General features: G+C 69.9%; 15 protein-coding genes. 9 read left to right on the forward strand and 6 right to left on the reverse strand.

The features are described 5' to 3' along the window. Nucleotides 1-364: 364 nt before the first annotated feature. Both MQN93_RS19640 and MQN93_RS19645 read right to left on the reverse strand, forming a co-directional pair. Nucleotides 365-811, reverse strand: a complete 447-nt coding sequence (locus MQN93_RS19640; protein ID WP_242710554.1) for a type II toxin-antitoxin system PemK/MazF family toxin — start codon at nt 809-811, stop codon at nt 365-367. Between the two features lie 53 nt (nt 812-864). Next, nucleotides 865-2,289 (reverse strand): amidase, encoded by a 1,425-nt coding sequence (locus tag MQN93_RS19645; RefSeq protein ID WP_242710555.1) that lies wholly within the window; start codon nt 2,287-2,289, stop codon nt 865-867. 370 nt (nt 2,290-2,659) lie between these two features. On the opposite strand from MQN93_RS19645, the gene MQN93_RS19650 reads away from it, so the two are divergent. Further along, on the forward strand, nt 2,660-3,814 hold the full coding sequence (locus tag MQN93_RS19650) for a lipid II:glycine glycyltransferase FemX (protein WP_242710556.1): 1,155 nt from the start codon (nt 2,660-2,662) through the stop codon (nt 3,812-3,814). A gap of 32 nt (nt 3,815-3,846) precedes the next feature. On the opposite strand, the gene MQN93_RS19655 is transcribed toward MQN93_RS19650, so the two are convergent. Further along, nucleotides 3,847-5,205, reverse strand: a complete 1,359-nt coding sequence (locus tag MQN93_RS19655; protein ID WP_242710557.1) for a UDP-N-acetylmuramoyl-tripeptide--D-alanyl-D-alanine ligase — start codon at nt 5,203-5,205, stop codon at nt 3,847-3,849. A 142-nt stretch (nt 5,206-5,347) separates the two neighbouring features. Between MQN93_RS19655 and MQN93_RS19660 the strand changes: the two genes are divergently transcribed. The 6 genes from MQN93_RS19660 (at nt 5,348) to MQN93_RS19685 (ending at nt 12,091) form a co-directional block, all read left to right on the forward strand. Beyond that, the gene (locus MQN93_RS19660) at nt 5,348-6,358 is read left to right on the forward strand and encodes a D-isomer specific 2-hydroxyacid dehydrogenase family protein (protein ID WP_242710558.1); all 1,011 of its coding nucleotides are present in this window, start codon (nt 5,348-5,350) and stop codon (nt 6,356-6,358) included. Further along, nucleotides 6,355-7,395 carry a D-alanine--(R)-lactate ligase VanA-Sc gene (gene vanA-Sc / locus MQN93_RS19665; RefSeq protein WP_242710559.1) on the forward strand — a complete coding sequence of 347 codons (1,041 nt, stop codon included), beginning with the start codon at nt 6,355-6,357 and terminating at the stop codon, nt 7,393-7,395. The genes MQN93_RS19660 and vanA-Sc overlap by 4 nt, the downstream gene beginning before the upstream one ends. Beyond that, nucleotides 7,392-8,000: a D-Ala-D-Ala dipeptidase VanX gene (gene vanX / locus MQN93_RS19670; RefSeq protein WP_016431025.1), complete on the forward strand. Its 609-nt coding sequence runs from the start codon at nt 7,392-7,394 to the stop codon at nt 7,998-8,000. The genes vanA-Sc and vanX overlap by 4 nt, the downstream gene beginning before the upstream one ends. Nucleotides 8,001-8,158: 158 nt before the next feature. Then, nucleotides 8,159-10,219, forward strand: a complete 2,061-nt coding sequence (locus MQN93_RS19675) for a galactose-binding domain-containing protein (protein ID WP_372504397.1) — start codon at nt 8,159-8,161, stop codon at nt 10,217-10,219. A gap of 87 nt (nt 10,220-10,306) precedes the next feature. After that, nucleotides 10,307-10,912: a TetR/AcrR family transcriptional regulator gene (locus MQN93_RS19680; protein ID WP_242710560.1), complete on the forward strand. Its 606-nt coding sequence runs from the start codon at nt 10,307-10,309 to the stop codon at nt 10,910-10,912. A 108-nt stretch (nt 10,913-11,020) separates the two neighbouring features. Beyond that, on the forward strand, nt 11,021-12,091 hold the full coding sequence (locus MQN93_RS19685) for a ferritin-like domain-containing protein (RefSeq protein ID WP_242710561.1): 1,071 nt from the start codon (nt 11,021-11,023) through the stop codon (nt 12,089-12,091). A gap of 28 nt (nt 12,092-12,119) precedes the next feature. On the opposite strand, the gene MQN93_RS19690 is transcribed toward MQN93_RS19685, so the two are convergent. From MQN93_RS19690 to MQN93_RS19700, 3 genes are all read right to left on the reverse strand, one after another. After that, a complete protein-coding gene (locus tag MQN93_RS19690) occupies nt 12,120-13,142 on the reverse strand; it encodes a TolB-like translocation protein (RefSeq protein ID WP_242710562.1) in 1,023 nt (340 codons plus the stop codon). A 70-nt stretch (nt 13,143-13,212) separates the two neighbouring features. Then, a complete protein-coding gene (locus MQN93_RS19695; protein WP_242710563.1) occupies nt 13,213-14,589 on the reverse strand; it encodes an MFS transporter in 1,377 nt (458 codons plus the stop codon). Between the two features lie 25 nt (nt 14,590-14,614). Next, nucleotides 14,615-15,541 carry a glycosyltransferase family 2 protein gene (locus tag MQN93_RS19700; RefSeq protein ID WP_242710564.1) on the reverse strand — a complete coding sequence of 309 codons (927 nt, stop codon included), beginning with the start codon at nt 15,539-15,541 and terminating at the stop codon, nt 14,615-14,617. A 382-nt stretch (nt 15,542-15,923) separates the two neighbouring features. On the opposite strand from MQN93_RS19700, the gene MQN93_RS19705 reads away from it, so the two are divergent. Together MQN93_RS19705 and MQN93_RS19710 are read left to right on the forward strand one after the other, a co-directional pair. After that, the gene (locus tag MQN93_RS19705) at nt 15,924-17,267 is read left to right on the forward strand and encodes a sugar transferase (RefSeq protein WP_242710565.1); all 1,344 of its coding nucleotides are present in this window, start codon (nt 15,924-15,926) and stop codon (nt 17,265-17,267) included. 32 nt (nt 17,268-17,299) lie between these two features. Beyond that, complete coding sequence (locus MQN93_RS19710) at nt 17,300-18,355, forward strand: Gfo/Idh/MocA family protein (protein ID WP_242710566.1); 1,056 nt, start codon at nt 17,300-17,302, stop codon at nt 18,353-18,355. The last annotated feature ends 1 nt before the right edge of the window (nt 18,356 follow it).

The following is an 18,356-nucleotide window of genomic DNA, read 5'->3' on the forward strand; positions in this document are numbered from 1 at the left end:
CCGCGGACGGTGCGGGGGGCCTGCCGTGACCGGGGGCCGCCCCGGCAGGTATACCCGTCGTCGCCCGACCGGAGATCCTCCCCATGACCACTCAGCAGCCCCTCACCTACGACGCGTTCATCACACTCGCCACCGCACCGCCGAACTCGACCTCGTCATCGTCTCGACGGAGAGATCAACCGCGTCCTCGCCGACAAGGTGCGTCTGGGCGCCGATGAGGCGTTCGAGTTCGCTACTGAGCAGCTCGACTCCCTCTACCGAGCCGTCAAGCTGTTCGACCTGTTGCGACAGTATGAAGCCCTGGTGCCCGAGCCGTAGCGCACGCAGCTGTCCCGCGCACCCAGCTGTCGCCCGGGCGCAGCACTCAGGTCCAGCCGTACCGTTCCGCCAGGCGGTGGCGTACCAGGTTGAAGCGGCCGCGGTCGAGGGCGCAGGCCTCGCGGCGCATGCCGTTCTCGTGGAGGCGTAGGACGCGGTCGACGTCGACCCAGGAGTCGCGGCCGGTGCGGTCCCAGGGGCCGCTGCCGATGGCCACCCACTCCCGGTCGCCGTCGTGCCGCTTGCTGGAGAGCTGGACGGCGAGCAGGGTGCCGCCGGTCTCGCGGGCGACGACGAGGACCGGGCGGTCCTTGCCACGGCCGTCGTTCTCTTCGAAGGGCACCCAGGTCCACACGATCTCGCCGGGGTCGGGATCGCCGTCATGTGCGGGGGAGTACTCGGTGCGCACCCTGCCGACCTGGCGCGGGTCGGCCTCGGTGGTGGCGGAGGGGCCGAAGCGGCCCGGGACGTTCTCATCGGTAGACGCGGTCACGGGGGCACCTTAGACGGTGCGTGTGCGCGTACGACGACGTGCCCACCCCGTGCCTACGCCGCCGGCGAATCCGTGACCGCCCGCTGCGGCGGCCACACCTCGTGCCAGTGCAGCTCCGCCTCCAACTGCGCGGCCAGGCAGATCAGCAGCGGTTCACTGCCGGCCGGCCCGAGCAGCTGGGCGCCGACGGGAAGGCCCCCGGTCACGAAGCCGGCCGGGACGTTGACGCCGGGCCAGCCCAGTACGTTCCACGGCCAGGCGTAGGGGCAGGCGGCGATCATCGCGCGGTCGGTGGCGAAGCCGCTCAGCGGCAGCAGTGAGCCGATGCGCGGCGGGGGAGCGGCCGTGGTCGGCGCGAGGATTACGTCGTAGGACTCGAACACGGAGCCGATACGGCGGTGCAGTACCGCCTCGGCCCGCCGCGCCGCCCTGAGCGGTGCCCCGCCGAGCAGTCGGCCCAACCGGGCGGCCTCGCGGGTGCGGCGGTCGAGGAGTGCGGGGAAGGGCGCCTCGGCCACGCGCTCGGCGATGCCGACCGTGGCACGGGGGACGAAGGTGAGCCCGATCTGCCCGTAGGGCGGATCGGCCTCCTCCACGACGTGCCCCAACCCGGCGATCTTCTCGGCGAGTTGGACCACCCGGGCGCGCACCTCCGGCTGGAGGCGTGCGCGTAGGGCGGTGAACGGCGGTTTGAGGGCGAGCGCGACGCGCAGCCGCCCGGGCTCACGGCGGGCCGCCTCGGACGCGTCGATGCGTTCCGGCCGGTGCGGATCGCGCTCGTGATTGCCGCTCGCCGCATCCAGCAGCAGGGCGGCGTCCGCGACGGCGCGGGCCAGTGTGCCGTTGACGGTGATGCCCTGGAAGGACTCGCCGCGCGGCCAGGTGGAGATGCGGCCCCGCTGCGGCTTGATGCCGATGAGATGGGTCCAGGAGGCGGGGATGCGCACGGACCCGGCGCCGTCGGAACCGAGGGCCGCCGGCACCAGCCCGGCGGCGACGGCCGCTGCCGACCCGCCGGACGAACCACCCGGCGTGTGTTCCGGATTCCACGGATTGCGGGTCGCGCCGAACGCGGGCCCCTCGGTGAACGGCCACTGCCCGAACTCACAGGTGTTGGTCTTGCCGACGATCACGGCCCCGGCCGCCCGCAACCGCCGTACGGCCTCGCCGTCCTCGGCGACCGGCGGGAACCGTCCGTCGCAGCCGAACGCGGTCGGCTCGCCCGCCACGTCCATGTCGTCCTTGACGGCGACCGGCACGCCGAGCAGCGGTTTGCGCACCCCGGCGGCCAGTTCCCCGTCGGCGGCCTCGGCCTCGGCGAGCGCGGCCTCGGCCCGCACGATCCGGAAGGCGTTGACGGAGGTCTGCGACGCCTCGATCCGGGCCAGCGCCTGCTCGACGAGCGCCCGCGAGCTCACCTCCCCGTCGGCCAGTGCCCGAGCGGACTCCGCCAGACCTGCGGCACGGTCGAGCGTCATACGGGCACCTCCGGTAGCGCTGCGCGTTGTCTACCGAACAGTAACCTCCGCGGGGCAGCGAGGGGAACGGACGTACCGGCAGGGGAAGTTCACTGCAGGGTGCAGCTACCGCACGGAGTTGTACCGGCTGGACATTTCGTTCGCGCCGGCGACGACCCGGGGCTGAGCCGCGGCCTGCGCCGGCCGGCGGAGTCTGCTGCGCATCGCAGCACGGACGGCTGCCGCGACAGCGGCCACCACGACAACGTGATCGGGACGGACGGTCACATGGACGGGGGCTGAGCGCGGAAAACGATCGGCCCGGCACCTATCGGCGGCATATCCAAAACCGCATACACGGCGGCAACACCCCCCTGCCTTGACTGAGCGCATGTCATACAGCGAACGAGGAGCCGGGGCCGGGGGCGTGCGGCTGGCCGTCGGGTCGATCAGCGTCGCCGAGCATCTGGCGTTCGTCAGGGCGCAGCGGTCGGTCAGCTTTCTGCAGACACCGGCGTGGGGCCAGGTGAAGACCGAGTGGCGCAGCGAGTCCCTCGGCTGGTACGACGGGCGGCAGCTGGTCGGTGCCGGACTCGTCCTGCACCGTCCGGTGCCGCGGCTCGACCGCTACACGCTGGCCTATCTGCCCGAAGGCCCGGTCATCGACTGGACCGGCGACCTCGACGCGTGGCTCGACCCGCTGGCGGCCCACCTCAAGGCGCACGGTGCGTTCGCGATCCGGCTCGGCCCGCCGGTACGCACGCACACCTGGAGCGCCGCACAGGTCAAGGAGGGCATCGTCGCCCCGGACATCAAGCGGCTCACCGACATGTCCGGCGAGTGGGCCGACCCCGTCGGCGCCCGAGTGACCGAGCGGCTGAGGGGCGCAGGCTGGCTGCCGCAGAGCCCCGAGGACGGATTCGGCGTGGGGCACCCGCAGTTCAAGTACGAGATCCCGCTCGCAGGGCGGACCGAGGACGAACTGCTCAGGGCCATGAACCAGCTCTGGCGACGCAACATCAAAAGGGCCGCCAAGGAGGGAGTCGAGGTCACGGTCGGCGAGGACCTCAAGGCATTCCACGACCTCTACGTCCACACCGCCGAGCGCGACCGCTTCACGCCCCGCCCGCTGGGCTACTTCGAGACGATGTTCGCGGCCCTCCGCGCCGAGGACCCCGAGCGGATCAGGCTCTATCAGGCACACCATCAGGGCGACCTGGTCGCCGCCACCATCCTGGTCCGCGTCGGCGCCCACGCGTGGTACTCCTACGGCGCATCCTCCACACACAAGCGCGAGGTACGGGGCTCCAACGCCTGCCAGTGGGCGATGATCCGCGACGCGCTGGCCGCCGGCTGCGACACCTACGACCTGCGCGGCATCACCCCCACCCTCGACGCCGACGACCCGCACGTCGGCCTGATCCAGTTCAAGGTCGGCACCGGTGGACACGCGGTGCGCTACGTCGGCGAGTGGGACCTGCCGCTGCGGCCGATGGTCTACCGCGCCTTCGACCTCTATATGAAGCGGCGTGCGCGCAGGTCGTGAGCCGGCCCGGTGAGCCACCCCGGCGCGGTGAACTACCCCAGCGCGGCGGCGACTTTGTCGAGGTGCGCCCCGCGGGAGCCCTTGACGAGCACGACGTCCCCGGCGCTGACGCTGGCGCGCAACCAGTCCGCGGCAGCGTCGTTGCCGGCGAGTGTCACCGCACCCTCGCCCGCCCCGACGGCGATCGACCGGGCGGCCTCGCCGACCACGACCACCACGTCGGCCCGGCAGGCGGCGTACTCCCCGACCGCGCGGTGCTCGGCCTCGCTTCCCTCGCCCAGTTCGAGCATCGGGCCGAGGACCGCGATGCGGCGCTTGCCCTCGATCGCCGCGAGGGCGTCCAGGGCGGCCCGGGTGGAGTCGGGGTTGGCGTTGTAGGAGTCGTCGATCAGTGTGGCTCCGCCCGGGAGTTCGCGCAGCTCCAGACGCCAACTCGACAGCGAGGAGGTGGCCAGCGCCGCGGCGGCCGCGTCGAGGGGTACGCCGGCCGCCAGTCCCGCCGCGGCGGCGGCCGACGCGTTGAGCGCCTGGTGGGCGCCCACGTGCGGCAGGGTGACGGCGGCCGAGGCGTCGGCGGTCCGCAGGGTGAAGGACGGCCGGCCGTACCGGTCGAGCGTCAGATCGACGACCCGTACGTCGGCATGCTCCGCCCGGCCGAAGGTCAGCACCGGACCGTCCGTGAGCGAGCGCATCGCCACCACGCGCGGGTCGTCGGCGTTGAGGACGGCGGTGCCGCCGGGCGCCAGCCCCTGCACCAGTTCGCCCTTGGCCCTGGCGATGGCCGCACGCGATCCGAACGTACCGAGGTGGGCCTGACCCACATTGAGGACGACGGCGACGTCGGGCGCGACCAGTCCGGTGAGCAGCGCGATGTCGCCGACATGACGGGCGCCCATCTCCAGGACCAGGAACCGGGTGGCCGCGTCGGCACGCAACATCGTGAGCGGGACGCCGAGTTCGTTGTTGAGCGAGCCGGTGGTGGCGACCGTCGGCGCGGCGCTCGACAGCACGGCCGCCAACTGATCCTTGGTGCCGGTCTTGCCCTGGGACCCGGTCAGCCCGACCACGGTCAGCCGGTCGCGCAACCGGGCCACGACATGAGCGGCGAGCGCCTGCAGCGCGGCCCGGGCGTCCTCGACGACGACGGTGGGCAGCGGCGTCGGCCTCGAACCGAGCACGGCCGACGCGCCTGCCCGGCCCGCCTGTCGGGCGTAGTCGTGGCCGTCGGCACGCTCGCCGGCGAGGGCGACGAAGAGGCCACCGGGCTCGGCCCGCCGCCCGTCGAGCACCGCCGGAGCGCTCACCCTCACACGGCCGTCGCCCACGACCGTCCCGCCGACTACGGCGGCGATCTCACCGAGGCTCAGAAACGCTGGTTCGCGATAGGTCATGCCTTCAGCAGAAAGGGCGTGACGTTGCCCGCGTGTATGCGGAAATCGATATGCCGACCATATATTACCGAGACGTAGCATATCGGGGTCATATTGAAAAGCGCATACGCGTCGGCAACATCGAGTCGCATTGACTGTCGGCATGACCTCCAGCGAACCGACCGCTACCGCGGACCACCGCAACCGATCACCGGCAACGGGAATCACCATTTACGGATGCGAGCCGGACGAGGCCGCCCTGTTCCGGGAGATGGCACCCGGCTTCGGCGTCGTACCGACCATCACGGAAGCGGCCGTATCCGCGTCCAATGCCGAACTGGCCCGCGGAAACCGGTGCGTCAGCGTGGGTCACAAAACCCGGATCGGCCATCCGACGCTGCGTGCGCTCGGCCGGGTCGGCGTGAAGTATCTCTCCACGCGGAGCATCGGCTACAACCACATCGACGTGGCGTACGCGGAAAGCATCGGCATCCGCGTCGGGAATGTCTCCTATTCGCCCGACAGCGTGGCCGACTACACCCTGATGCTCATGTTGATGGCGGTGCGGAATGCCAAGGAAACCGTCCGCCGCGCCGATCTGCACGACTACAGGCTGCACGAGGTACGCGGGAAAGAGGTGCGCGATCTGACCGTCGGGGTGATCGGAACCGGACGTATCGGCACAGCGGTCGTGGACAGGCTCCTGGGTTTTGGCTGCCGGATCCTGACCCACGACGCTCGCCCCGAAACGTCCGTCGACCATGTGCCTCTCGACGCATTGCTGGAGTGGAGCGACATCGTCACGCTCCACGCACCGCTCACCGCGGAAACCCACCATCTCCTCGATCGCCATCGCATCGAGCGGATGAAGCGCGGCGCATTCCTCATCAATACCGGACGCGGTCCACTGATCGACACCGAGGCCCTGGTTCCGGCACTGGAGAACGGCAGATTGGGCGGTGCCGCGCTGGACGTTCTCGAAGGAGAGGAAGGAATCTTCTACGCCGACTGCCGGGACAAACCCATCGAAAGCAAAGCGCTGTTGCGGCTGCAGGAACTGCCGAACGTACTCATCAGCCCGCACACCGCCTACTACACGGACCACGCCCTGAGCGACACGGTCGAGAACTCCATCGTCAACTGTCTGACATTCGAGAACGGGAACCAAGCATGACCAGGCTGAAGGTCGGCATCATTTTCGGGGGCTCTTCCGAGGAGCACCCCGTCTCCGTCAAGTCCGCGCGGGAAGTGGCGCGCAACCTCGATGCCGCGAAGTACGAACCGTTCTACATCGGCATCACGAAGAGCGGCGACTGGAGGCTCTGCGACGGTCCCGATCCGGGCTGGGAGAACGGCAGCGGTCGTCCGGTCGTCCTGTCACCGGACCGCGGCGTCCACGGACTGCTCGTACTGGAGCAGGGGCGGTACGGAACGATCCGGCTGGACGTCGTGCTGCCCGTGCTGCACGGCAGGCTCGGCGAGGACGGCGCGATGCAGGGCCTGCTGGAGCTTTCCGGCATTCCCTATGTCGGCTGCGACGTGCCGAGTTCCGCGCTCTGTATGGACAAGTCCCTCGCCTACGTCGTCGCCCGGAGCGCGGGAATCGCCACACCGGAGTTCTGGACCGTCACGGCGGACGAGACCATCGATCCCGATAGCCTCACCTACCCCGTGTTCGTGAAGCCGGCTCGTTCGGGGTCGTCCTTCGGCGTCAGCAAGGTCTCCCGCAAAGAGGAGCTGCACAGTGCGGTGGAAACCGCTCGGCGGTACGACGCGAAGGTGCTGATCGAGAAAGCCGTCGTCGGCAGCGAGATCGGATGTGCCGTCCTGGGCAACGATCGGGATCTGGTCGTGGGCGAGGTGGATCGCATCGCGCTCTCGCACGGATTCTTCAGGATCCATCAGGAGGAGAAGCCCGAAAGCGGTTCGGAGAACTCGACGGCGATCGTGCCCGCCGACATCCCCGAAGCGTCGCGAGTACGCGTCCGGGAGACGGCGCAGGCCGTTTATCGCGCCCTGGGGTGCAAGGGGCTCTCGCGGGTGGACATGTTCCTCACCGAGGACGGAGAAGTGATCCTCAACGAGGTCAACACCCTGCCCGGCATGACCTCCTACAGCCGCTATCCGAGGATGATGGCGGCGGCGGAGCTGCCGCTGGCCGAAGTGCTCGACCGTCTGGTGTCGTTGGCGCTGACCGGGAAGCTGCGATGAACGAGGACTTCGTCTTCGTGGACGAGCTGGTGCCCGGAATGCGGTGGGACGCCAAGTACGCCACGTGGGACAACTTCACCGGCAAGCCGGTGGACGGCTACCTGGCGAATCGGATCGTCGGCACACGGGCCCTGTGCGCGGCTCTGGCGAAAGCACAGGAGAAGGCCGAATCCCTGGGCTTCGGCTTGCTGCTCTGGGACGGCTACCGCCCGCAACGCGCCGTGAACTGCTTTCTGCGCTGGGCGCAGCAACCGGAGGACGGCCTGACCAAGCCGCGGCACTATCCGAACATCAGCAGGGCGGAGATGTTCGACCGGGGATACGTGGCCGCCAGGTCGGGCCACAGCCGGGGCAGCACCGTCGACCTGACCCTGTATCACCTGACCACCGGCGAACTCGCCCCCATGGGCGGCGACCACGACCTGATGGATCCCGTCTCGCACCATGGCGCAAAGGGAATCACCCAGACCGAGACGGCGAACCGCCGACAACTGTGTTCCCTCATGGAGTCCTGCGGATTCAGCCCGTACGCCAGCGAGTGGTGGCACTACACACTGAAGGCAGAACCCTACCCGGACACCTATTTCGACTTTCCCGTCGCATGAGCACCGAACGGCCCCTCGACGCATCCATCAGGTCAAGCGTCCCGGACCCTTGACTCGAAAGGCGCCTGCGGCGATTCTCTCCACAATGTTGTGCGGGTCATGACAACCGGTCGTAGGCCGGTCAGCCCCGCCGCCCCGCCGACCGAGGGACGTGCCCCGTGACGTCGACCCGACACTGGTACCGCCGGCGCAAGAACGTCACCGTGTTGTCGCTGCTCCTTCTGGTGCTGGCCATGGCTCTTGGGCCTGCGCCGAGTTCGGCGGCGGCGGGGGACTGGTGGGTGCCTGCCGGGCGTCCCGAGCCGGACTCCGGGATCGGGGTGAGCGGTGAGCCGTTCACGGGGACCGACGCCTCGGGCGATGTGCGCGGGTTCGTGGACGCGCACAACCACCTGTTCTCCAACGAGGCCTTCGGCGGACGGCTGATCTGCGGCAAGGTGTTCTCCGAGCAGGGTGTCGCCGACGCGCTCAAGGACTGTCCCGAGCACTATCCCGACGGCACCCTCGCCGTCTTCGACTACATCACCCACGGCGGCGACGGCAGGCACGACCCGGTCGGCTGGCCCACCTTCAAGGACTGGCCGGCGTACGACTCGATGACCCATCAGGCCGACTACTACGCCTGGGTGGAGCGCGCCTGGCGCGGCGGGCAGCGGGTGCTCGTCAACGACCTCGTGACCAACGGCGTGATCTGCTCCGTCTACCCCTTCAAGGACCGCAGCTGCGACGAGATGACGTCGATCCGGTTGCAGGCGAGGATGACGTACGCCCTGCAGGACTACATCGACACGATGTACGGCGGCCCCGGCAAGGGCTGGTTCAGGATCGTCACCGACAGCGCACAGGCCCGTGAGGTCGTCGAGCAGGGCAAACTGGCGGTCGTCCTGGGCGTCGAGACCTCCGAGCCGTTCGGCTGCAAGCAGATCCTGGACGTCCCGCAGTGCAGCAGGGCCGACATCGACAAGGGCCTCGACGAGTTGTACGGCCTCGGCGTGCGCTCCATGTTCCTGTGCCACAAGTTCGACAACGCGCTGTGCGGAGTCCGCTTCGACTCGGGCGGCCTCGGAACGGCCGTGAACGTCGGGCAGTTCCTGTCGACCGGCACCTTCTGGCAGACCGAGAAGTGCACCGGCCCGCAGCACGACAACCCCATCGGCAACGCCTCCTCCGGCGCGGAGGGCGACCTGCCGCCCGGCGTGAAGGTCCCGTCGTACGACAGTGACGCCCAGTGCAACACCCGCGGGCTCACCGACCTCGGCGAGTACGCCGTGCACGGCATGATGAAGCGCAAGATGATGCTGGAGATCGACCACATGAGCGTCAAGGCGGTCGGCCGGGCGCTCGACATCTTCGAGGCCGACTCCTACCCCGGCGTCATCTCCTCGCACAGCTGGATGGACATCGACTGGACCGAGCGCGTCTACTCCCTCGGCGGCTTCGTCGCGCAGTACATGCACGGTTCGGAGGGATTCGTCGCGGAGGCGGACCGCACCAAGGCGCTGCGGGACAAGTACCAGGTGGGCTACGGCTTCGGCACCGACTTCAACGGCGTCGGCGACCACCCCGCCCCGCGCGGCGCGGACGCCCCGAACAAGGTGACGTACCCCTTCAGGACCGTCGACGGCGGCTCGGTCGTCGACCAACTCACCGCCGGACAGCGCATGTTCGACTTCAACACCGACGGCGGCGCCCACGTCGGCATGATCCCCGACTGGATCGAGGACATCAGGAAGGTCGGCGGCCAGGACGTGGTCGACGACCTCTTCCACGGCGCCGAGTCCTATCTCGGCACCTGGGGAGCGACCGAGCGACACCAGGGGGCGGTCGATCTCGCCAAGGGCCGGGCGGCGACGGCCAGTTCGGCAGAGTGGAACCCCTTCACCAGCTACCGGCCGGGGCGGGCCGTCGACGGCGACGGCGGCACCCGGTGGGCCAGTGACTGGAGCGACGACCAGTGGTGGCAGGTCGACCTCGGCGCCACCCACGGGGTCGGCCGGGTCACGCTCGACTGGGAGCGGGCGTACGGGAAGGCGTACCGGATCGAGGTCTCCACCGACGGCACCGACTGGACGACCGTCTGGTCCACCACCTCGGGTGACGGCGGCCTCGACACGGCCGGGTTCGCCGGGACGCCGGCACGCTACGTCCGCGTCCACGGCCTCGGCCGGGGCACCGACTGGGGATACTCGCTGCGTGAAGTCGGCGTCCACAGCGCCTGATCGAGGTCTGCACACCTAAGGACACGCAAGGACCCCTAAGGCCACCCAAGGACCCCTAAGGACACCCAAGGACCCCCGAGGACCCCCATGGCGCGCATGCCGTCGGCGGAACGGCGAAAGCAGCTGACGGAAGCGGCGATACGGGCGATGGCCCGGGACGGCGTCGCCAGGACGACGACCCGGTCCATCGCCGCCGAGGCGGGCGTGTCCCTGAGCGTCTTCCACTACTGCTTCGACTCCAAGCAGGCCCTCGTCGAGTCGGTCATCACCACGCTCACCGACCACTCCGTGACGGTGGTCAAGCAGGCCCTGCGGCCCCGGGCCACGCTCGTGGAGACCGTCCGCGCGGGCTTCCAGGCCTACTGGGACCACGTCCGCGCCCATCCCGACGAGCACATGCTGACGTACGAACTCACTCAGTACGCCCTGCGCGAGCCGGGGTTCGAGCATCTGGCCCGGCGCCAGTACGAGGTCTACGGCGACGCGTACGCCGAACTGATCGGCGGGCTGCGCGACCACATGGACCTGCAACTCCGGGTGCCGATACCGGCGTTGGCCCGCTATCTGGCCGCCATGACCGACGGGCTCACCCTCAACTACCTGGTGCTGGGCGACGAGTCCTCCTGGACGGACATCCTCGACACGGTGACCGCCCATGTCGCGGGGCTCGTCCAGGACGACGCGGAGAGCTGACCGGACCGCCCCCGGGCTGTCACAGATCGTGCGGCTGCCCTGTCCTACCTGGCGATCGAACAGCAACACGTACATCGCCGGAGGGCGTCCATGGGAGAAGTTGAACAAATGAGGCAGATGGGTCAGGCGGGCATCGCCGAGACGCCCGCGACAGCACGGATCACCACACTCGACAGCCTGCGCGAACACCTGCAATGGGCCATCGAACTGGAACATGCCACGCTGCCGCCCTATCTCTGCGCCCTGTACTCACTCGACCCGCACCGGAACCCGGACGCCGCCCAGGCGGTGAGCAGTGTCTTCGTCGAGGAGATGATCCATCTGGCGCTGGCGGCCAACCTCCTCAACGCCGTCGGCGGGCAGCCGCGCCTGGACCCGTCGACCCTGCTGGCCCCCCACCCCCGGACCCTGCCCCACGGCGACCGCTCGCTCCGGTTGTCGCTGGTCCCGTTCGGTGCGGAGGCGCTGGAAATGTTCCTCCGCCTGGAGAAGCCCGCGCCGCCCGCCGCTCCCGCCGAGGGCGACCAGTACGAGACGATCGGGCAGTTCTACGACGCCGTCGAACAGGGCCTGCACCACCTGTGTGCCGAACTCGGCGAGGAGAAGGTCTTCTGCGGCGACCCGGCCCGCCAGATCACGGCAGGCCCCTTCACCCACACCGGAGGACAGCTGCAGCCCGTCACCGACTTCGCCTCGGCCCTCGCCGCGCTGGAGGAGATCGTCGAGCAGGGCGAGGGCACCGCACGCGGCGAGGTCTGGGACGGCGACCGGGACATCTTCCACCCCGACCGCGACGAGGTCGCGCACTACTACCGGTTCAAGGAACTGCAGCTGGGCCGCCGCTACCGGCGCGGCGACACAGCGGCGTCCGGCCCCACGGGCGAGCCGGTCGCGATCGACCCCGACGGCATCCTCCCGATGCGCCCCAACCCCCGTCTGAGCGACCACCCTTCGGGCAACCCCATCCGCACCGCGCAGGAGAGGTTCAACCGCACGTACGCCACCCTGCTCGACCAGCTGGAGCAAACCTTCAACGGCAGCCCGCACCTGTTCGGAGCGGCCATGGGCACGATGTACGCCCTCAAGTCGCAGGCCCAGAACCTGCTGGAGACACCCGACGGGGACATGACGACAGCGGGACCGACCTTCGAGTACGTGGCACCCGAAACCGGTCGCTGAGCGGAAGCCCGCCGTCGGCGGCCGGCCCTTAGAGAGGAGCCGGCGAAGAGGCACCCGGGATCAGCAGCCGGGGCGTCCCCGTGCCGTCCGCAGGGACGCTCCACAGGTCGCTGGTGCCGACCTTCCCCTGGGTCGGCAGGGCGTAGGCGACGGTGTGGTTTTCGAGCCAGGTCGCCTGGTCGTCGACGCTGTGGCGTTCGGCCAGGGCCGTCTCCTTGAGGGTCTTGAGATCGAGGACGTACTCGTGCCACAGGTCCGTGCGGGACAGGATGCGCTTCTTGAAGGCGACGCGGGTCTCGTCGGGGGACAGCGACGGGCACTCCACGTTCTCGATCAGCGTCGTGACCTTGCGCTGCGCGAGCGAACCACGCACCAGATACGTCTTGTTGGCCGTGTTGAGGGTGGCGTAGAACGTGTCGTCGTCGCGGGCGAAGGTGACGCCCCAGAAGTTCACGTCCGCGGCCTTGTAGGGCTGGCCGTCCTTGACGATGGAGAAGGACTCCAGGCTGGGGACCAGCTTCATGGTGCGGGTGTCCAGGATCGAGGTCCGGGTGGAGAAGAAGGCCGAGGAGTAGGACTCGCCGGAGACGAACACGGTCCATGCGGCCAGCCGTCCGCTGGGGGATACCCGGGCCCGGCTGGGGGTGCCAGCGAGGGCGAAGGTGCGCCGGGTACGCAGGTTCGCATCCAGCAGGAGCGCGCGGTTGCTCTGCTTGAGCACGCCCGTGGTGGACTGGAGGCAGACACCCGTTCCGGCCGCCGCGTAGAAGCGCACGCACTTCAGGTCCGAGGCGACCCGCTTGGCCTTCGGGTCGTCGGACGGGACCGCGGCGACCGCCGTGCGGTGCGGGCCCGCGGCCCCGTTGACGAAGGCCAGGCGCTTGGTCTGATCAAGCGTCAACTTGCCCGCGCCGACGGCGGGTCCGCCTGCCTGGGGGCGGTTCGCACGGTCCGCGCGGGCGGCGGCGTGCAGCACGACGCCGGTTGCCACGCCCGCGAGCACGAGGACCGCCGCGACGAGGATGAGCAGGCGGCGGCGCATGGATGTCATCTGGGTCCCTGTGGGTCGTGTGGGTCGTGTGGTTCGTGTGGCTGAGGTAGTCATCGGGTCGCTGAGGTCGTCATCGGGTGCTGTCGGCCGGTCGTAGCACCACACCCGCGACGGCCGCGCAGCACAGCAGGCCGATCGCGGACCCGGCCAGCGCCGGGCCGTCGCCCCACATGGTCCAGGCGGCGCCGAAGGCCAGTGAGCAGCAGAACCGGGCCAGGGCCTGGCTGGTGCCGACGATGGCCAGGCCGCTGGCCCGCAGATGGCCGGGTACGACGGCGGCGAGCGCGGCCGGGAGCACGCCGTCGGTGGCCGCGTAGAACACGCCGTGCAGGGCGAGGACCAGACAGGGCAGGGCCGGTGTGTCCGGGGCCCACAGCAGGAGGGCGTAGGCGGTGAGCAGCACCGCGTGTCCGGCGAGGAACACGGTACGGCGCCCGATCCGGTCGGCCAGGGCGCCGACCGGCACGGCCAGCAGCAGGAAGACGACGGCGGTGCCGAGCGGCAGCAGCGGGAACCACTCCTCGGCGATGCCCGCCCGCCGTTGCAGCAGCAGATAGACGAAGGCGTCGCTGACGGTGGTCAGGCCCAGCAGCGCGGCACACCCGGCGAGTGCGCGCAGCCGCGGTATACGCAGCAGGGCGAGCGCTTCGCGGACGCGAACGGGTTGCTTGGCGCCTGGCGCGGCCTGCGTCTCGTCGCTCGCCGCCGCGTCGTCCTGCGCCGAGTCACTGTCGGTCGCTGTCGCCGCTGCCCTCGCGTCGCCCGATGCGGACGGCTCACCTGCCTGCCCGGCACCCCGCCGGCCCGCCCCCCGCTCTCTCCCCGGCACGAACAGCACCAGCACCAGTACGCCGAGCACGGCGACGCACGCGCTCACGCCGAACACCGCGTCGTAGCCGTCAACTGCCGTACGCAGGATGAGGAAAGCGGCGAGCGGTCCGAGCATCGCGCCGGTGGTGTCCATCGCGCGGTGCACGCCGAAGGCCCGGCCCTGCTTTCCGGTGGGCGTGGACAGGGAGATCATCGCGTCGCGCGGGGCGGTGCGCAGGCCCTTGCCGGTGCGGTCCAGGGCGAGGACCGCGCCGAGCGTGCCGATGCTGCTCGCGAGCAGGAGCAGCGGCTTGCACAGCGCGGAGAGGCCGTAGCCGAGTCCGGCCAGCAGTTTGTGGTTGCGAATGCGGTCGGCGAGGTGGCCGCCGGTCAGCTGGACCAGCGCGCTGACGCCGTTGTAGACGCCGTCGAGGGTGCCGAATCCCAGCGGGCTGAAGCCGAGCGTGGTGACGAGGTAGAGCGGCAGGACGGCGGTGACCATCTCCGAGGAGATGTCGGTGATCAGGCTGACCGTGCCCAGTACGAGGACGACGGGGGCGACCTTGCGGCCCGGTCCGCGTCTTCGCTCCTGATCGGTGCCCGCGTGGGCGGGCGCGGAACGGTCGGTGAGATACAAGCTGTGAACTCCAGGTGTGGTGCGGTCAGTTCTGCCGGCTGCTCTCGTCCCGCAGCCAGGTGCCGAAGTCCTGTGCCCGGATGGCCTTCTTGGCCCCGCGCCGGGCGACGACCGCCGCAGCGAGGAAGACCACGAGGTGCGGCAGGAGCCCCGGCTCCCTGCGGAGCATGGCCCTGAGATCCGCCGTACTCGTACGCGCCGATGCCTCCCCGGGCCCCTGACTCGTCTCGCCCTGACTCGTCTCGCCCCGACTCGGCTCGCCCCGACTTCGCTCTCCCTGACTCCGCTCGGCCTGATTCTGTTCGACCTGGGCCGTGGACACCGCCGCCCGGATGCGCCGTCTGATCAGATCCGGCCAAGTTCGCGGCGGCTGGATCACCACGGCGGCCGAGTCCACCACGCGCCGCTCCGCGGGTGTGAACGCCAGGGAAGCGGCCAGGTCGTCGGCCATCAGCGGGGGCAGTGCCGCGATCCGGGCGTGCCCGGACTTGGAGACCGCGACGACCCCCCGGCCGAACAGCCCCTCGCGCACGGCGGGCAGCCGCTGCCACACCTGGTAGTAGGCCCGCACCCGCCAGGCGCAGGCGGCCAGCGGGATCTCCCGTGCGGGGGCGGTGGCCAGGATGCCCGACGCCTCGTCCTCCAGGGGCTCGACCAGCGCCCTCACCCCGGCACCCGTGATCACCACGTCGGCGTCCACGTAGACGCGGGGGAAACTGCGCGCATGGTCGTCGCCGGCCCGCAGAGCGGCGTGCTTGGACGGGACGGGGATCTCCACCACCCGGACCCGCGGGCCGCGCGCGGCGGCGACCTGTGCGGTCTCGTCCGTGCAGCCGTTGCACACGACCAGGATGTCCGTGTCGTCCTCGGGGACGGAATCGGCCAACAGTGAATCGAGGAGTCTGCCGATGACGGGCGCCTCATTGTGGGCAGGGATCACGATGCTGGTCACGCGGGCAGTATGCCGCTGGTGTCTCTATTGCGACATGTGTTTCGTCCAACTGTTCCCGAGACTGAGTTACGTGGTCTAGATTGAGCTCCGCCGGACCGGTTTGGGTGGGGAATAAGGCTTGATTGCATGTCACGGTGCGGCTTTGTGAACGGATTTGATCAATCGGTAGCCGGCGTGCTGGGGGCATGAGGGCGGTTGGGGAACCGCTGCAGCTTCCATCGCTTTCCAGTGCCGCCTACGCGAGGGCACTTCGGTCAGGGGTTGTCGCGCATGTGGTGGGGGGCGCATGACCATTGAGGTCACGCATGAGCGAGTGGTTGTGGAACGCAGACGTCCACAGACTCGCCGAAGACGTTGGGAACAGAAGTACCGGATTGTTCTGATGGTCGCGGACGGCCTCGCAGCCGCTGCCGCGGCCTTCTTGATCCACGCGGCCTACGGCCGCTGGGCGGTGGCCCTGGTGCTGCCCCCGACCTGGATCGTGGCGATGTTCGCCCATCGCACCTACGACCGCAGCGCCCTTGGCCTGGGGACCGAGGAGTACCGCCGGGTGCTGCGCGGCGCCGTCGCCCTGCCGGCCATGTCGGCCTTCGCGTACTGGCTGTTCACCCATGATTCGGCCCTCCTCCATGACATGATCATGGCGGCGGTGCCGGTCGCCGTGATAGCGGTGGTCGTTCGCTACACACTCCGCCGCAGACTGCACCGGCGCTGGGCACGCGACCGGGACCGCAGCGCGACGCTCCTGTTCGGGCCGTCGCAGGGCATCGTGGAGCTGGCCGCCGTACTGCGACGCGGCGGCGCACAGGAACTCCAGGTCGCCGGCGTGTGTCTGAGCGATCCCGAAAACGCCGCTGCCATACGGAAGTTGGGCCTGCCGTTTCTTGGTGGCATCGGCGACATCGACGACGTCGTGCGCGCCCTGGGCATCAACACCCTGGTGGTGCTGCCGGTTCCGGGTGCCGACGTCTCCGTACTGCGCCGGATGTCCTGGGCCGCGGCCGCACAGGGCGTCGACTTCCTGCTGGCCCCCGTCCTGACCGACGTCGCCACCTCGCGGCTGGCGGTACGGCCCACCAACGGGGTCCCGCTGGTGCGCATCGCGGCACCCGACCTCTCCCGCTTCTCGCGGCTGCCCAAGGAGGTTCTGGACCGCTTCCTCGCGGGCGCGCTGCTTCTGTTCCTCGCGCTGCCCATGCTGCTGATCGCCCTGGTCGTGCGGCTCGACAGCCCCGGCCCGGCGCTGTTCCGGCAGCAACGGGTGGGCCGCTACGGCGACCAGTTCACCATGCTGAAGTTCCGCACGATGCGGCCGGACTCCGAGGCCCTCAGGGCGCAGCTGCAGCACCTCAACGAGAACAGCGACGGCCTGCTGTTCAAGGTGAAGCAGGACCCGCGCATCACCCGGGTCGGCTCCTTCCTGCGCCGCAGCTCGCTGGACGAACTGCCGCAGCTCATCAATGTCGTCAAGGGCCATATGTCGCTCGTCGGCCCTCGCCCGTCGCTGCCCGAGGAAGTCGAGGAGTACGCGCCGGACGTCAAGCGCCGGCTGCTGGTCAAGCCAGGACTGACCGGACTGTGGCAGGTCAGCGGGCGCTCCGACCTGCCCTGGGAAGAGGCGGTCCGGCTCGACCTCGGATACGTGGACAACTGGTCGACGGGTCTTGACCTGTCGATCCTGGCGCGCACCGGCTCCGCGGTGGTGCGCGGAACGGGGGCCTACTGATGGACCTGAAGGACCGGGAGAAGAGGAAGCACGTGACGCAGACCAGCAAGCCGTTGGGGGTCGCGGTCGTCGGGGCCGGCTACTGGGGCCCCAACCTCGTACGCAACTTCCAGGCCGGCGAGGGATTCAGGCTGCGCTGGCTGTGCGACCTCGACGTGGAGCGGGCCCAGCGGGTCCTCGGCTCCTACTCGACGGTGCAGGCGACCTCGGACTACGCGGCCGTCCTCGCCGACCCGGAGGTGGCGGCCGTCGCCGTGGCCACCCCCGCGGGCACCCACCTCGACATCGCCCTGGCCGCCCTGCGCGCCGGAAAACACGTCCTCGTGGAGAAGCCGCTCGCCGCCACCTACGCCGACGGACTGCGTCTGGTGACCGAGGCGGAGGAGCGCGGCCTCACCCTGATGTGCGACCACACCTACTGCTACACGCCCGCCGTCGGCCGCATCCGCGAACTGGTCCGCTCCGGCGAGCTCGGCGAGATCCACTTCGTCGACTCGGTCCGTATCAACCTCGGGCTCGTCCAGAAGGACATCGACGTGATGTGGGACCTGGCCCCGCACGACCTGTCGATCCTGGACTTCATCCTCCCGGCGGGCGTCGAGCCGGTCGCCGTCGCCGCCCACGGCGCCGACCCGATCGGCGCGGGCCAGGCCTGCGTCGCCTATCTGACGCTCCAGCTCAACACCGGCGCGATCGCCCACGTGCACGTCAACTGGCTCTCGCCCACCAAGGTGCGCACCACCATGGTGGGCGGCTCCAAGCGCACCCTCGTCTGGGACGACCTCAACCCCGCCCAGCGCGTGGCGATCTTCGACCGGGGCGTGGACCTGGCCTCGCCGCAGGAGATCGGCGCGGACGAGCGCCGCGACATGCTCATCTCCTACCGCTCCGGCGACATGGTCGCGCCCGCGATCGGCGAGAAGGAGGCGCTGCGCAGCATGGTCGAGGAGTTCGGCGACGCGATCACCGGGCGCAGGGTGCCGCTGACGGACGGCCGGGCCGGCCTGAGAGTGCTCGACATTCTCGAAGCGGCCTCCCGGAGCCTGGAGTTCAAGGGCGCGGTCGTCGGCCTGCGCGCCGGGCGCTGAG

The sequence above is a fragment of the Streptomyces spinosisporus genome, from assembly GCF_022698145.1.
In the GTDB taxonomy this organism is placed as follows: domain Bacteria; phylum Actinomycetota; class Actinomycetes; order Streptomycetales; family Streptomycetaceae; genus Streptomyces; species Streptomyces spinosisporus.

Bases quoted from the DNA above. Each gene is read 5' to 3' on its own strand.
- MQN93_RS19645 (WP_242710555.1), bottom strand. From the start codon at position 2,289: ATGACGCTCGACCGTGCCGCAGGTCTGGCGGAGTCCGCTCGGGCACTG.
- MQN93_RS19650 (WP_242710556.1), top strand. From the start codon at position 2,660: ATGTCATACAGCGAACGAGGAGCCGGGGCCGGGGGCGTGCGGCTGGCC.
- MQN93_RS19655 (WP_242710557.1), bottom strand. From the start codon at position 5,205: ATGACCTATCGCGAACCAGCGTTTCTGAGCCTCGGTGAGATCGCCGCC.
- MQN93_RS19660 (WP_242710558.1), top strand. From the start codon at position 5,348: ATGACCTCCAGCGAACCGACCGCTACCGCGGACCACCGCAACCGATCA.
- vanA-Sc (WP_242710559.1), top strand. From the start codon at position 6,355: ATGACCAGGCTGAAGGTCGGCATCATTTTCGGGGGCTCTTCCGAGGAG.
- vanX (WP_016431025.1), top strand. From the start codon at position 7,392: ATGAACGAGGACTTCGTCTTCGTGGACGAGCTGGTGCCCGGAATGCGG.
- MQN93_RS19680 (WP_242710560.1), top strand. From the start codon at position 10,307: ATGGCGCGCATGCCGTCGGCGGAACGGCGAAAGCAGCTGACGGAAGCG.
- MQN93_RS19685 (WP_242710561.1), top strand. From the start codon at position 11,021: ATGAGGCAGATGGGTCAGGCGGGCATCGCCGAGACGCCCGCGACAGCA.
- MQN93_RS19690 (WP_242710562.1), bottom strand. From the start codon at position 13,142: ATGACATCCATGCGCCGCCGCCTGCTCATCCTCGTCGCGGCGGTCCTC.
- MQN93_RS19705 (WP_242710565.1), top strand. From the start codon at position 15,924: ATGGTCGCGGACGGCCTCGCAGCCGCTGCCGCGGCCTTCTTGATCCAC.